We start from the raw sequence: 13552 nt of genomic DNA on the forward strand, positions 1-13552 counted from the left end.
AAATCAATCCACCTGCACGTCTACGGTTTCCGTTGCCTCGGTCTGGTTGCCCAACACTTCGCGCTTGAGATCATTTAGTTCTTCCACCGAAAGGTTAATCTGGTTGGCTATGTTCACTTGCTGTTTAGCTCCTTTGCCCAGCGAGCCGGTAATCTCCAGAAGTACCTTAGCGGCATCAACATTACCCTGCTTGGCCTTAACCGCAAGCGCTTCTATGGTCTCTGGCACGTGCTTGACGGCGGCTTCTACTGCGACTCTATCCCGAAAGTAGCGCAAAAATTCTTCTGCGTCTGCAACCACGGAAAGGACATTCTTCAACGAGACATTCGCTTTTTTGCTTGTCCTGTATAAGTTGTCTACGTAGTTAACAACCTTTTCTACTTCAGGTTGTAGCGCTGGTACCTGCTTCTTTTCCACGCTGCTCACCCCGCCAGGCCAAGAGATGGTCGAAGCCTTCTCTTACAATCTTCTCATCGTTTGTAGCCAGAAAAACACCGACGCCGACCAGCATTGCTAGGTCGGCGTCGTCAAGCATTTCTATTATCTTATGTAACCCCCCGTAAATCCCTCTACCTTCCGGGCGGTTGGCTATCCCACCCATGCGAACTGTCCTGAACACGGAACTTATCGGGAAGTCGAGTATTTCACACACTGTCATCAAATAGCCAAGAGAAATTCCGGCGTACCTGTACCTGGCCTTTGTATCCCTTCCTATCTTGACGTATCCCTCCAAAAAGTTCTTCCATGTAATCGCATTTACTTTCATTCCAAAAGTGTTGTCCGCAGCTGTCAACACATCGGACATCCTCAAGCCCTTTTTATAGCACGCAAACAACAACCGGTACGCCGCTACACCGCCGCTTCGTTGAAAATAAAGTTCCTCATCAATCATCAATTCAGGAGGGATACCACGTTTTACTGCTTCCTTATATATCTCAGAACTAGGCGCGTACCAGTAACCGTATCTCTTATGGAGTTTCGCGTCTGGAAACCACCCGTTCGCGTGGTCCAGTTTGTACGTTATATCGTCCACCTTTTTGGCGGCAGAGTGAGGCGGTATTTTCCTGGCCACTAACAACCACCTGCCGCTTCAAGTGTCACCACTAGGAGTACCACATTATGTGACGTCTCTATACTTATAACATAGTATATCTGAGGACAGTTGTCAACATCTATAACGCCAATCCAGCGGAGGAGGTACCTTCCTTCGTCCAAACCTCTTTGAGCGCCTGCTACTACGCCCCTTCCTGACATAACGCCTCTTTACGTCCTCCAAATACACTTCGAGAATATGGGCCTCCGAAATAAAACTGTCCTCACTCTCGCTATTATCATCTCCAGGCCAGACTTCAGTATCGCAGACAGGACACTTCCAGAAATGCCAGTCGCTCCCCTGGTACAGCATGACCTCTCCGCAGAAATGACAGGTGATTATAACATCTCTAGCAGCACTTGCCGTAGCCACAGCATCTCTCCTCCCGTTTTGAGGTCATTGTACCACACAATTATAATCATCACAAGTCGTAACATATTGACACGTGACATCACAAATGTTAAGATTGAATTACACAACACATGAAAGCACACGGAGGTACATGACGACATGGAACTTCTCAACGTCAAAGAAGCAGCAAAAATATTAAAAATCAGCGAGTGGACCCTCCGAAAACATCTCCGCAAAGGTAAGCTGCCAGGCTACAAAATGACTTTCGGCTGGCGAGTGGATAAAGAAGAACTCCAAAAATACCTGCAAAACAAGACAAACGCCACTGGGAAGTAAGGTGATGTGAATTGCGCCCGCTCGACGCAGCCATAGAGTACGTAAAGAAAAGTATCCCTATCATCCTCATCTGCCCGCCAGACCATGCAAATATGCCAGCGCACCACCTAAAAAACTGCAATAACCCCGGAAAACGCCCCATTCAAAAAGGATGGCCAAACAGAGAAATCCCCACCGTAGAACAGATCAATGAGTGGAAAAGTGCATACCCCAACGCCAATATAGGTATGCCCTTCGGGAGCATATCAGGGTTTATAGGCGTTGACGCTGACGGTGAAAAAGGAAGACAACTACTTCTCGAAAAATCAAAAGGCGATTTGCCAAAAACATGGGAGTTTACCACGCCGGGTGGAGGCTACCGGTGGATATACCGCATACCACCTGGGCTTACACTGAAGAAATTCTCCATAGCCGACCGGACGAACAACCACCAGGAATTAGCACTGCTCGGTGAGGGCCAGCAGACTGTACTGCCCCCATCGGTACACGTAAACGGCGGCACATACCAATGGGTAGAGGGCAGAAGCCCCTGGGACATAGACTGCGCAATGGCCCCAAGCTGGATAATAAAACTTATGACCAGAGCAAATGAATCCAACCCGCTGAACAAGCTATATGAAAAATGCCCTAAATTCGCAGAGGATTGGACCGTACAGCAAGAGAGTGGAATAGATGAAGAAACGTGGTTCCTGTGGATAAGCCTACTGGTATCTGCCGGGTATGAGGAACTAGCGCGGAAATTCTCACAAAGTTCTCACAAGCACGACAACCGCAGCGACAGCAGGCTGGAGGGGCTAATTGACAGGCAGAAAGACGACCCGGTACCGCCAGTGCGGTGCGTCACGCTCGGGTGCAACGAGGAACAAATACAAGAGTGCTTCGGCACCGTAAATGTCAATGAGGACGGAGAAATAACCAACAGCCCCGCTACACACATCAGAAAGAAAAGCATACGGAAGGAGTATCACCGGACAGACGCAGGCAACGCTCAACTTCTAGTTGACCTGCACGGAGACAAATTGCGTTATGACCACAGAAGACAGGCGTGGTTCGTATGGAGCACGCACCGCTGGGCACCGGACAACGACGGAAAAGTATTCCGCCTTGCACTCGACATCTCCAAGTATTGGTGGAAAAAATCCCTGGACGAAAACCTTGAACAGAAAGAACAGCAGAAAATAGCAACGTGGGCAGCAAACTCAGAAAACAAGGCCAGGATAGTTTCCGCAATCAGCATGGCACAGAACATACACCCTGTATCCACACCCGGAGACCAGTGGGACCAGAACAAAATGCTGCTGGGAGTAAAGAACGGTGTCGTAGACCTGCGCACCGGAGAGCTGAGGCCCGGGCGCATAGAGGATAACATTACAAAGTGCTGCGGAACGTACTACGACCCGTCCGCCAAAGCTCCCAGGTGGGAACAGTTTCTACAAGAAATATTTGACGGCGACGATGAGCTAATTGACTTCATCCACAGAGCAGTAGGCTACAGCCTTACGGGGCTAATATCAGAAGAAGTGTTTTTCCTTCTCCACGGTAGCGGTCGCAACGGTAAATCGAAGTTCCTTTCCGCAATAAGCCACGCGCTCGGCGACTATGCAATGAATACTCCTTTCTCTACATTTGAAATGGATAACAAAAGTGCCAACACAAACGACCTGGCAATGCTCGCCGGCGCAAGGTTCGTTACTGCGTCGGAAACCAACGAAAGCAAGGCACTTAATGAGGCCAGAATCAAAATGATAACCGGCGGCGACCCGGTGACAGCACGCTTCCTGCACAGAGAATTTTTCACATACATACCGCAGTACAAGATATGGCTGGCAATGAACCACCTGCCAGTAATCAAGGGAACAGACGAAGGCATTTGGAGCAGGGTAATATGTATACCTTTCAACGTCAGTTTCTTAGGGCGCGAGGACAAAACACTGGAAAAGAAGCTCTTGGCAGAGCTTCCAGGGATTTTGGCGTGGGCTGTACGAGGATGTTTGAAGTGGCAGGCCGAAGGATTGAAGCCCTCGCAAGCGATCATACAAGACAAGAAAGCATACCGAGCATACAGCGACCCGGTACACCACTTCCTTGAAGAATGTACCGACGGTAAGGGAGGTGAGGTCAAGGCTTCGGAGCTGTACAGGTACTTCTGCGCGTGGTACGCCGAAAACTACGGAGATACGCCACCAACACAAACTGCTTTCGGTAAAAGACTCGCGCAAAAGGGAATAAAGAAGAAACGCAAGAGAGACGGTTTGTACTACGTCAGACCATCACACCTGCAACTTGTGGATACCGGAGGTGTACAAGCAAATGAACACAATCAGACCTGATAAATTACTCGAACGCCTTGGTATCAACACATTCACCATCAACTACGAAAGTGGTGTTGTGTTTCTCCCCGAACCTGAATTTACCCGTGTTGCCACTTACTTTGAGAAAAATAAACTGCTTGACCGCGTAACCGAAATTCACGAAGGAGGGTGGATATGGAGAAAAGACGCGACTTTAAACAAATCCTCAACCCAATAGCCGAGCTACTGGAGAAAAAGAACCGCGACTACGACAACAGCTACGACAAACTACGCAAAGAATACGGTCCTGTAGCCTTTTACGTGCGGATAACCGACAAGCTAAACCGCATCCGCCGGGTTGACTCCAACGGCAGTATGGTTAGCGAAACCGCTATTGATACCATCAAGGACATAATAGGCTACTGCGTACTGGAACTGCGCTACAGGCAACAAATGGAATCAGAAGGCAATATAAGGGGGTAAGACAGGTTGTCCAAAATCAGAATGTTAACCAACGCCCTTGAAATTATCTGTGTTATATCGGGCATGATTTGCATAATTTGGGGAATTACCATCGCCCCAACTTGGGGTAAGTTCGCTATTGCAGGACTATTTTGGGCTATCTCAGCAAGCAAGAAGTAAGGAGTGTAAATCAATGCTGGTCTTCCAACCATTAAAACACGAACTTTATACATCCCCACTCGCACAAGCACTACAAGTAATGGAAGAAGCCGGTGAACTGGCCGAGAAGGTTGGACTACTCACCGGTGCCACCGGAAAAAGGAAGGAAGTACCAAAAGACATTGTAAATCAGGTCTGCATGGAGGCCATGGACGTAGCCCAGGCCGCGTGCGGCGTAGTGTACGCACTCAACGTAGACATTAAAGAAATAATGAAACGCCACACCAATAAGATGAAAGAGCGTGGGTATCTCCCCAATGAAACCCCAAAGAATAAGGTTATCAAGATAATGGGCCTATACCGCAACAGTAGGAACGGTAAGCTGTACCGGGTCCTTAATTTGGACCCAATTAATGAGGAAGTGCTTTACATCAGCGAGGACGGACAGCTCTGGACAAGACCCGTCAGCGAGTGGTTTGGTAAAAACCACGACGGCCAAGTTAGGTTCGTTGAGGTTGAGGATAATAAAACCATTATGTGGCCAAAGGAGGCGTAATGTATGGCAACCGCAACCAAAATGAAAGTCCACATACTCAGCTGTACACCAAACGCCGAGAAAGTTTGCGCCGCAACAGCAAAGCAATGCTACAGCCCTGAAGACGCAGAAACCATAATAAACAAATTAACTGACGAGGACACTGAGAAAATATTAAAACACTGCATCAAATCCAAACACCTCTCAGTCCTCGCCAGTGCGCACGCAACAGTCGCAGTAAACGTAACCCGCGAGTGCCTAACACAGCTAAACACCCATGCGTTTGTTAAAACGGTAACTCAATCGCAACAATACGTTGACCACCGCGACTTCAAATACTTTATACCGACAGTCATGCTGTACGACGAAGAGCAGGCCAAGCGGTTTAAATGGCTTATGGAACTCTTACAATTAGAGTACAACTGGCACCGCGACCGTACATACAAGAACCTGCTGAACCAGGGAATGCCAGAAAAAGAAGCACTATCTTTGGCAAAGGCGACCGCACGGCAGGTTTTACCAAACGCCGCAGAAGCAAACACCATACTATCAGGAAACTTTTGGGCGTGGTTTAACTGGCTACAGCGCCGGGTATGCAAGCGCAACACCCCTGTTACCCTACAGCTTGCACAGACCATTTTAAATGAGTTCCGCGAAAGGTGGCCGCTAATATTCAACCTCTGCGGGGCGCCATGCGAGTTCGGCCAGTGCCAGGAACAGAAGCCGTGCGGACAACCATACGTAAGGAGGGCCGTATAAGTGTTCTGGATGAGAATTGCAGAGGAAGAGGCCCAAAAGTCAAAGTGCCACCGGAAAAAAACCGGCGCCGTTATAGTAAGTGTCAGCGCTAGAGACGTTGCAGCCCACAACCACCTTCCCAGCGGAGTTGATGAGAGCATTTGCGACAACTGCCCACGCGAAGGCAAGAAACCAGGCGACTGGTCCGGTAGGGAGTGCCCGGTAATCCACGCTGAAGTGGCAGCCATAATAAAAGCAGCACGCACAGGTATGCAGACCGATCAGGGCACCATGTACTGCACCTACAAACCGTGCATGAACTGCGCTGCGGCAATCGTCGAAGCCGGTATTACACACATTTTCTACCGCGACGACTATCCTGGCGGCGAGGATGTTGAGAAATACCTGCGTGACCAGGGCGTGACACCTCACAAGATAAACGAAATACTCAAGGAACCAAATCACCAAATAGACCCCTACGGAGAAGACGACGGTTACCACGACTAGAAGGTGAGCGCCCATGCCAGCGAGACTCCCCGGTAACCTGGTAACAAACCACAAACCAAGGCGTTGCGAGTTCTGCGGTAGGGTATTTATCCCGCTGTCGGGCAGACAAAAATATTGCGAGCTCCACAAATCAAATTACTTCAAGTACAGAATGAAGAAAGCTGACAAAAGCCAGTAAAGGCGGTGCTATGTAGTGGAGAAATTACTCATTGCGCAAATTGCCAAGGAACTGCGAAGAGTGTTGAACCTAAACAACTACAGCGACACCACAAAGCTAGTTCTGATTGACAATATAGTCAGCCAGTTAGAAATAGCTCTACAAAATCCAGAAGCATACAAGCAACTCATGGAGTGCTTGAAAGCAAATCAACCCTGTGCAAGTTGCTGCGGAACCGAGTCGGAAGAAATACAAGACGGTTTTGAAATCAACATAACAATACGTCCTGTATAGCTACCCGGTGTACCCCGGCGGGTCAGGTGTCCCGGGTAAAAACTAAAGGAAAGGAAGATACGCCTCCTCGACCGCCGGGGTCCTTTAGGTTTTATAACAATCAAGAGTAATAAGGAGTGATTACATGGATTCTACGATAGTAGCAAAAGTCCTTGACGAGCTGGCAGAGAAACTAAGCGGTCCTGCGGAGAAAGTTTGGGAGATTTTTGTTAAGCAGGCCATTGCCAACGGTGTAGGAAATTTAGCTATCTCAGTTATCGGTGTCTTAGTAATTTTCTCAGTAATTAAATTATTCCCGAAAGTAAATGAGAAACTTAATGAATGTTCCTATGATGAAAAAGACCAATGGGTTATACTGCAAATATTGCTAATCGCAATAGGACTCGTATCAATAGCCGCAGTTCCAGCTGAGCTAATAAGCGGTGTCAAACACCTAATTAACCCGGAATACTACGCACTCATGGACATCATTAGTAATATCCCAGGTATTAAATAAGAACAAAGGAGGTCTTTATATTGAAATACCTCGTTTTAAAAACAGATGACATTGAACAAGCCCTCACTGAGCATGACCTTGCGCTACTGAACAAGATTTGTCGCGACATTGCTAAATACCGCCACTCAAAAGGCAAAGGCGTCAATTATTACCTTGTAGTTAACATTGACGAACCATACGCCGGAAAGGTCGCCGACATGATTGAAGAGGAAGAAAGGCGCAAGGGTACGTGGGACCACGGTAACAAGTCAATGCGCGAAGTAATGGGCATAGAGTCCGAACTGGCGGAGGGCTGATTCATGAAGCACCTAAAGCATTTGCTATATGTTTTAAGGCTTTACCGCAAGGAAATGTTAGCCGACTGGCGAGGGGCCGGGAAAGCACAAGGCAAGCCAAACACAAAAGCATGGTATGAGGCAAACAAAGACAAAATGGTTTTACACAAAGAAACCAGACAGTGGATTGAAGAACAACTAGGACTACGTTAACAAAAACAAAACCACTGCCCTGGGCACCGCAAACCCACACCACAAGCGGTTTCCAGGGTATTTTTGTTTGAGAAAAATTTGAGAAAATACTCGCCGGTAAACCCCGTAAATCAAATAAAACTACGAACAAGTGCATCTTCCAAAATCAACCAAACCCAGCAAAATCAAGGCGTTTTGGAATCCATTCTGTACGTCCAGAAACACCGTTTTGGGGTTAGTCAACTCGTAATGCGCAGGCCGTCGGTTCAAATCCGTCCACCGGCTCCAGGAAAAGCCCCGTCCCGCAAGGGTTTGCGGGGCTTTTGGTTTTTTAGCGCAGGAGTATCGTTGACACTTCAGGCTTAGGTGGGTATAATCGGAATAAATTCTGAGTTTTAAATTAAAATTAAAATATTACTAGTTAGTAAGCTTAGAAGAGAACGCCCTTTGCCGGGGGAGATAGTTTTGCTGAGGTGAGGTGAGACATTTAGGTTAACGGCCGGCGCTCATTTGGGCGGCGGCTTTTAGTTTTAAAGAAGGGAGGAGATGAGCCGAGTTATAGACGAGAGGCAAGCCGGCGGAAAAGGACGTGAACTGTAAATTTATCCGTTTACAGGAGGTACTGGTGATAACCACCAGCGCCCTTTATACCATTATGCTCCGGCTGATGGGGCGACCTAACACCCCCCTTTTGTCCTATGATAACGTTTACGGGCAAGTATTGGGGTGGATCGGTACTTCCCAGAGCCAGTTGACGGCAGTGCAAAACCACATTGTTATTATCCTGATTTTGTCAGTTATGGTTTTGGTTGCAAGGCTCATAATGGGCTGGTTCCTCGCTACTGACCTGGGTTTGGCAATCAGGGCCACAGGAAATAACGAACGTATGATTCGCAGTCTGGGCGTTAATACAGATAATACCAAGCTAATAGCTCTCGCCATATCCAATTGTTTAGTAGCACTTTCAGGGGCTCTGGCCTGCCAGGTGCAGGGTTTTGCCGACGTAGGAATGGGCATCGGGGTTCTGGTAGCCTCCATAGCCTCGGTAATTATCGGTGAAAGCCTTTTGGGTAAGCGCAGCGTCGGGTGGCTTTTAACCGGGGTCATTTTTGGTTCCATTTTTTATCGCGGCGTTCTGGCCCTGGCCCTGCGTTTAGGTTTCCCGGCACACGATTTTAAGCTTATTACTGCTGTGCTGGTGCTCGCCGCCTTAAGTATTCCTCTGCTAAAACGCAAAAAGCGTAAAAACGGGGTGCTTAACGGCGGTACAGTCCTTCGCTGGTACCAGACCGTACTTAATCTTTTGGGAAACAAAGCCGGTGGGCGGGATGTGACAAGATGATTCGGCTGGAGGGAGTAAGTAAATATTTTTTTGCTGGAACACCTAATCAGGTCAAAGCTTTGGATAACATAAACTTACATGTCCGGCCGGGTGATTTTGTTACTGTTATCGGCAGTAACGGTGCAGGCAAATCTACCCTGCTAAACGTCATTGCCGGCGTCGTAGAAGTTGACGAAGGGCGGATAGAACTGGACGGTAAGGACGTAACCGATCAGCCGGAATATCGCCGGGCGGGTTTTATAGGGTACATTGATCAGAATCCCCTTGCCAGCACGGCGGCCGATATGACCGTAGAAGAAAACCTTGCTATGGCCTTTATGCGCGGTAAGCGCCGCGGGTTATTACGGGCTGTTACCGGGTCCCGTGTAACAGCCTTCAAGAATACCTTATCACAAATCGGCATGGGCTTGGAGAACCGCCTGAAGGTTCCGGTGGGCACCCTTTCCGGCGGCCAGCGGCAGGCCCTGGCTCTCGCTATGGCAACCGTTGTACAGCCCAAGTTGTTGCTCCTGGACGAACATACTGCTGCGCTCGACCCGAAGGCGGCCCGCCTGATAATGGATATTACAGACCGGTTAATAAGAACCAGTAAACTAACAACCCTGATGGTTACGCACAATATGGAGCAAGCCCTGCGTTACGGCAACCGGCTGATAATGATGCACCGCGGGAAAATTATATTAGATGTTGGGCCGCATGAAAAGCAGCATCTCTCCGTACCTGACCTGGTCAAAAAGTTCATGCAAAGCAGTGGGGATGTATTTGATAACGACCGGGTACTTCTGGCTCAGGCCGAAAATCATATGTGCAAGTGAACTATCCTTATGTTACCTGGATAAAAACTCTCGGTGTTATGATCCCCGTAAGCTGGGGCTGGCCACTTTAAGCGCCGACCCTGCTATAGTTCAATAGAAACTTTTTTACTGTTTCTATCCCAATTTACTTGCGCTCCGAAGGCTTCGGCAATGAAACGGAGAGGAACCATGGTCCGGTTGTTTTTAATAACGGCAATGGTATCCATATTGTAGTATTGGTTATTTAATTTGTAACTTTTTTGACCGATCCATAAATCTAGCTTATTTTTCCCTTTAATTATTGTTACCTGCTTGTGGGCACCATTCCATTTCACTTGAGCACTTAGTGCCCCGGCAATAAAACGCAGGGGTACCATCGTCCGGTTGTTTTCATCAATGTACGGGGCTACATCAGGGATTATGAGTTTATTATTAACTATAATTTTTATTACACTGGAATTGTTTTTAAATTTACCTGATATTATACGCCAGCTGCCGGGGTCTTCCATCCCCAGGCGCCAGATAGCTATACCTCTCAAGTTGTATTTATTGACCAGGTCCAGCTTTGAGGCCATGCTGCTTGCATTTTCAAAATAAACGCTGTGCCGCGAGCCGTTTTCATCAATATAGTGGAAGTAAGGAACTTGGCTATCGCTGTCCCATTGAATGTCTTTTTTATAATGCCTGGCAGTTTCCATGGCCAGCTCGTAAGATAGGTAACGGGATGTTTTTTGATCAAGATTCCAGTCAAAGCCGTACCCGGGGACGCCCAGCAGTACTTTTTCCGGTGGTAATTTGGTTAATGCATATTGAACAATCCTTTCAACCCAACCTATAGATGCTATGGGCCCGCCGTTATTGCTGAAGGCGTTGTTCTCATCATAGGCCATGATAACAGCAAGGTCTACGTATTTGCCTATTTTGTTATAATCGAAGTTGTCTCCCCACCCACCATTGGGGACGTCAGAAGTTTTAGGGGGAACAATTGCAATTATGGTGTAACCCGCAGGTTTAAGCTGGGCGGAAAGTTCAGCTAAAAATTGTATGTACAGATTCCGGTCGTCGGGATATATATTTTCTATGTCTATACACACGCCGTCAAAACCTTTACTCTTTAACAAGTTAAAGATGTTCATCACCAGTGCCCAGCGTTTTTCAGGAACGGACAGTAATGTATGAGCTACCTCTTTACCAATGGATGTTTTACCATAAAGGAGGTTATGTACCAGCGCATAAATTTTTATGTTGTTTTCCTTGCTGAAATTAATTACTTCATCTATTTCTTGCTCTGTGACGTTACCGTAAATTTTAAGCTTGCCCGGGTCATTCCTGTCCAACCTGTACCAGAAAGGAGAAATGGACGTTATTTTATCCTTTTGCGTTTTTAAGGTGGCAAAGGAAGAAGGTATACCGGGCTCATCGCCAACGTAAAAACCAAGAATTTCTTTATTTTTCTGGGCGCTTAGTGTATTTAATAACTTATTAATCATGTAATTAGTTTTTGAACCAACAATACCGTCTGGTGTTAAATTATAATCTTTTTGCAGTTTTATAACTGCATTCCTGGTTATTTCGCCGTAATACCCGGTGGGGGTGGTATTAAAGTAACCCAGTTTCTGCAATTTTTGCTGTAAAATCAGCACATCCACGCCTCTATCACCCTGCTTTAATAACGTTACCGCGTCTGGCGCGGACGCATTTAACATAAAAGCGCAAAAAAAGATGGCAATGGCTAGAAATGTTAGTTTTTTCTCCTTTAATGCCATAAACAACCTCCTTATAAAATTTTTATATACAAGAATTATAAAATAAGTAAAATTTAAAAGCATTAGTTAAATTATGCCAGAAGCAATAAAATGATAGCGTTCAATGAAAATTTAAAGGCCCTGAACCTGCTGACAGGCAGTATTCAGGGCCTTATTTAATAACGCGAAATATTTATATATTGAATAACTTCTTGTCGAGATCAATAGTGCAAGTACTACTTTTTTAAATTTTCCTGGCTGCCACCTTTTGCTTTTACCGTCAATTTTAAAATTGACTTTTAAAGTTAACAGAATTATAACGGCGACAGCAGGCACTGGGGCTCCGAACTGAAAATGATAGGTTATGGGCAATGATAAAAGTACAAATATTAGCTTATCTAAGTTATTAATAGCAATGGCTGGATAAAAGAGTAGTATAACCAATTTAAGTTAGTTATCAAATTTGCCTACTGACAACTTTCTAATATATAATGAGTTGTCAATTTCCCAAGTATAAGGAGGTTTACATGAAAAATTTGAGTTTTCACAAACATTCTTTATGGGCTGATGTTTCGGTAGCAGAATGGAACGATTGGCGCTGGCAGTTGAAAAACCGTATTTGCGACGTGGAAAAGCTAAAACTGATAATCAACTTGACTGGTGAAGAAATCAGCGGTATTAAGCGTTGTTTGGAAAAGTTTCGCATGGCCATCACACCTTATTACGCTTCCTTAATGAATCCGGAGGACCGCCTTTGCCCGGTAAGGCAGCAGGCTGTGCCGAACCCGCTGGAATTAAATACTTCCGCGGCTGATCTGGATGACCCGCTGCATGAGGATGTTGATTCGCCGGTACCCGGTATTACCCATCGTTATCCGGACAGGGTATTATTATTGGTTACGGATCAATGTTTCATGTACTGCCGGCACTGTACGCGGCGGCGCATGGCCGGCACCCGGGACCGGGCCCTGCCAAAGGGACAGGTGGACAAGGCCATAGCTTACGTGCAAAATAACAGAAAGGTAAGAGATGTTTTAATTTCTGGCGGAGACCCCTTAACTCTCCCGGATGATAAACTGGAATATATTTTAAAACGCTTGAGGGCCATTCCCCATGTGGAAATCATTCGCATCGGTTCCCGCATGCCGGTGGTCTTACCCCAGCGGATTACCCCTCAACTCTGCAATATGCTGAAAAAATACCATCCCCTGTGGCTAAATACCCATTTTAATCATCCCAAGGAAATTACACCCCAGGCTGCAGAAGCTTGCAGCCGTCTGGCCGATGCCGGTATCCCGCTGGGAAACCAGTCGGTTCTTTTAAAGGGCATCAATGATTGCCCGTACATTATGCGCAAGTTGGTACAGGGACTGGTAAAAATCCGGGTCCGCCCTTATTACCTCTATCAATGTGATTTGTCCCGGGGTATTGAGCATTTTCGCACGGCGGTAAATAAAGGTATAGAAATTATAGAAAGCTTGCGGGGGCATACTTCTGGGCTGGCGGTGCCCACCTTTGTGATCGATGCCCCCGGTGGCGGGGGGAAAATTCCGGTATCTCCCCAGTATGTAATTTCCCAGTCGGAGCGACAGGTGATCCTGCGCAACTTTGAAGGGAACATTTATACCTATACAGAACCGGAAGAGAAAGCCAGCAGCTGCGGCAGCTGCAAGCTTTGTCAAAAAGAAAAAATGGAACCGCAGTGCGGGCCGGCCGGGTTGATTAAAGGCGATCAGGTATCCCTTAAAGTAGAGCCAAGAAGACAGACGGCCGGGTAGTTTGAAA

General features: G+C 46.9%; 18 protein-coding genes. 14 read left to right on the forward strand and 4 right to left on the reverse strand.

Annotated features, from left to right (window positions below; all coding sequences use genetic code 11):
* Window positions 1-3: 3 nt before the first annotated feature.
* The 3 genes from ACX4JR_RS02740 to ACX4JR_RS02750 form a co-directional block, all read right to left on the reverse strand.
* Window positions 4-417, reverse strand: a complete 414-nt coding sequence (locus tag ACX4JR_RS02740) for a hypothetical protein (protein ID WP_476059528.1) — start codon at window positions 415-417, stop codon at window positions 4-6.
* Window positions 383-1072 (reverse strand): hypothetical protein, encoded by a 690-nt coding sequence (locus ACX4JR_RS02745; RefSeq protein ID WP_476059529.1) that lies wholly within the window; start codon window positions 1070-1072, stop codon window positions 383-385. Before ACX4JR_RS02745 ends, ACX4JR_RS02740 begins: the two co-directional genes overlap by 35 nt.
* A gap of 93 nt (window positions 1073-1165) precedes the next feature.
* A complete protein-coding gene (locus tag ACX4JR_RS02750; RefSeq protein WP_476059530.1) occupies window positions 1166-1465 on the reverse strand; it encodes a hypothetical protein in 300 nt (99 codons plus the stop codon).
* Window positions 1466-1603: 138 nt separating this feature from the next.
* On the opposite strand from ACX4JR_RS02750, the gene ACX4JR_RS02755 reads away from it, so the two are divergent.
* The 13 genes from ACX4JR_RS02755 (at window position 1604) to ACX4JR_RS02815 (ending at window position 10043) form a co-directional block, all read left to right on the forward strand.
* Window positions 1604-1780: a helix-turn-helix domain-containing protein gene (locus ACX4JR_RS02755; RefSeq protein ID WP_476059531.1), complete on the forward strand. Its 177-nt coding sequence runs from the start codon at window positions 1604-1606 to the stop codon at window positions 1778-1780.
* A gap of 11 nt (window positions 1781-1791) precedes the next feature.
* Entirely contained in the window at window positions 1792-4110 is a 2319-nt protein-coding gene (locus ACX4JR_RS02760; protein WP_476059532.1) for a phage/plasmid primase, P4 family, read from the forward strand.
* Window positions 4091-4309 (forward strand): hypothetical protein, encoded by a 219-nt coding sequence (locus ACX4JR_RS02765; RefSeq protein WP_476059533.1) that lies wholly within the window; start codon window positions 4091-4093, stop codon window positions 4307-4309. Before ACX4JR_RS02760 ends, ACX4JR_RS02765 begins: the two co-directional genes overlap by 20 nt.
* Window positions 4267-4554, forward strand: coding sequence for a nucleotide modification associated domain-containing protein (locus tag ACX4JR_RS02770; RefSeq protein ID WP_476059534.1), 288 nt, complete (start codon window positions 4267-4269; stop codon window positions 4552-4554). Before ACX4JR_RS02765 ends, ACX4JR_RS02770 begins: the two co-directional genes overlap by 43 nt.
* 172 nt (window positions 4555-4726) lie before the next feature.
* Window positions 4727-5248, forward strand: coding sequence for a nucleoside triphosphate pyrophosphohydrolase family protein (locus ACX4JR_RS02775; protein WP_476059535.1), 522 nt, complete (start codon window positions 4727-4729; stop codon window positions 5246-5248).
* Window positions 5249-5251: 3 nt separating this feature from the next.
* Entirely contained in the window at window positions 5252-5986 is a 735-nt protein-coding gene (thyX, locus tag ACX4JR_RS02780; protein WP_476059536.1) for an FAD-dependent thymidylate synthase, read from the forward strand.
* Window positions 5987-5995: 9 nt separating this feature from the next.
* Window positions 5996-6472 (forward strand): deoxycytidylate deaminase, encoded by a 477-nt coding sequence (locus tag ACX4JR_RS02785; protein ID WP_476060456.1) that lies wholly within the window; start codon window positions 5996-5998, stop codon window positions 6470-6472.
* A 193-nt stretch (window positions 6473-6665) separates the two neighbouring features.
* The gene (locus ACX4JR_RS02790; protein WP_476059537.1) at window positions 6666-6923 is read left to right on the forward strand and encodes a hypothetical protein; all 258 of its coding nucleotides are present in this window, start codon (window positions 6666-6668) and stop codon (window positions 6921-6923) included.
* A 124-nt stretch (window positions 6924-7047) separates the two neighbouring features.
* Window positions 7048-7419 (forward strand): hypothetical protein, encoded by a 372-nt coding sequence (locus tag ACX4JR_RS02795; protein ID WP_476059538.1) that lies wholly within the window; start codon window positions 7048-7050, stop codon window positions 7417-7419.
* Window positions 7420-7439: 20 nt separating this feature from the next.
* The gene (locus tag ACX4JR_RS02800) at window positions 7440-7715 is read left to right on the forward strand and encodes a hypothetical protein (RefSeq protein ID WP_476059539.1); all 276 of its coding nucleotides are present in this window, start codon (window positions 7440-7442) and stop codon (window positions 7713-7715) included.
* A gap of 3 nt (window positions 7716-7718) precedes the next feature.
* On the forward strand, window positions 7719-7907 hold the full coding sequence (locus ACX4JR_RS02805; protein ID WP_476059540.1) for a DUF5662 family protein: 189 nt from the start codon (window positions 7719-7721) through the stop codon (window positions 7905-7907).
* 568 nt (window positions 7908-8475) lie between these two features.
* Window positions 8476-9228: an ABC transporter permease gene (locus tag ACX4JR_RS02810; protein ID WP_476059541.1), complete on the forward strand. Its 753-nt coding sequence runs from the start codon at window positions 8476-8478 to the stop codon at window positions 9226-9228.
* Window positions 9225-10043, forward strand: coding sequence for an ABC transporter ATP-binding protein (locus ACX4JR_RS02815; RefSeq protein ID WP_476059542.1), 819 nt, complete (start codon window positions 9225-9227; stop codon window positions 10041-10043). The genes ACX4JR_RS02810 and ACX4JR_RS02815 overlap by 4 nt, the downstream gene beginning before the upstream one ends.
* Before the next feature lie 83 nt (window positions 10044-10126).
* Here the strand turns inward: ACX4JR_RS02815 and ACX4JR_RS02820 are convergent, their stop codons facing one another.
* Window positions 10127-11788: a stalk domain-containing protein gene (locus tag ACX4JR_RS02820; RefSeq protein WP_476059543.1), complete on the reverse strand. Its 1662-nt coding sequence runs from the start codon at window positions 11786-11788 to the stop codon at window positions 10127-10129.
* A gap of 506 nt (window positions 11789-12294) precedes the next feature.
* Between ACX4JR_RS02820 and kamA the strand changes: the two genes are divergently transcribed.
* The gene (gene kamA / locus ACX4JR_RS02825; RefSeq protein ID WP_476059544.1) at window positions 12295-13545 is read left to right on the forward strand and encodes a lysine 2,3-aminomutase; all 1251 of its coding nucleotides are present in this window, start codon (window positions 12295-12297) and stop codon (window positions 13543-13545) included.
* Window positions 13546-13552: the final 7 nt, after the last annotated feature.

This window comes from Desulfofundulus sp. JL263-se (assembly GCF_056316025.1).

Excerpts from the sequence above, each read along its gene's own strand:
- ACX4JR_RS02815 (WP_476059542.1), top strand. The coding sequence starts at position 9,225 with ATGATTCGGCTGGAGGGAGTAAGTAAATATTTTTTTGCTGGAACACCT.
- thyX (WP_476059536.1), top strand. The coding sequence starts at position 5,252 with ATGGCAACCGCAACCAAAATGAAAGTCCACATACTCAGCTGTACACCA.
- ACX4JR_RS02785 (WP_476060456.1), top strand. The coding sequence starts at position 5,996 with ATGAGAATTGCAGAGGAAGAGGCCCAAAAGTCAAAGTGCCACCGGAAA.
- ACX4JR_RS02770 (WP_476059534.1), top strand. The coding sequence starts at position 4,267 with ATGGAGAAAAGACGCGACTTTAAACAAATCCTCAACCCAATAGCCGAG.
- ACX4JR_RS02755 (WP_476059531.1), top strand. The coding sequence starts at position 1,604 with ATGGAACTTCTCAACGTCAAAGAAGCAGCAAAAATATTAAAAATCAGC.
- ACX4JR_RS02820 (WP_476059543.1), bottom strand. The coding sequence starts at position 11,788 with ATGGCATTAAAGGAGAAAAAACTAACATTTCTAGCCATTGCCATCTTT.
- ACX4JR_RS02805 (WP_476059540.1), top strand. The coding sequence starts at position 7,719 with ATGAAGCACCTAAAGCATTTGCTATATGTTTTAAGGCTTTACCGCAAG.
- ACX4JR_RS02795 (WP_476059538.1), top strand. The coding sequence starts at position 7,048 with ATGGATTCTACGATAGTAGCAAAAGTCCTTGACGAGCTGGCAGAGAAA.
- kamA (WP_476059544.1), top strand. The coding sequence starts at position 12,295 with ATGAAAAATTTGAGTTTTCACAAACATTCTTTATGGGCTGATGTTTCG.
- ACX4JR_RS02775 (WP_476059535.1), top strand. The coding sequence starts at position 4,727 with ATGCTGGTCTTCCAACCATTAAAACACGAACTTTATACATCCCCACTC.
- ACX4JR_RS02765 (WP_476059533.1), top strand. The coding sequence starts at position 4,091 with ATGAACACAATCAGACCTGATAAATTACTCGAACGCCTTGGTATCAAC.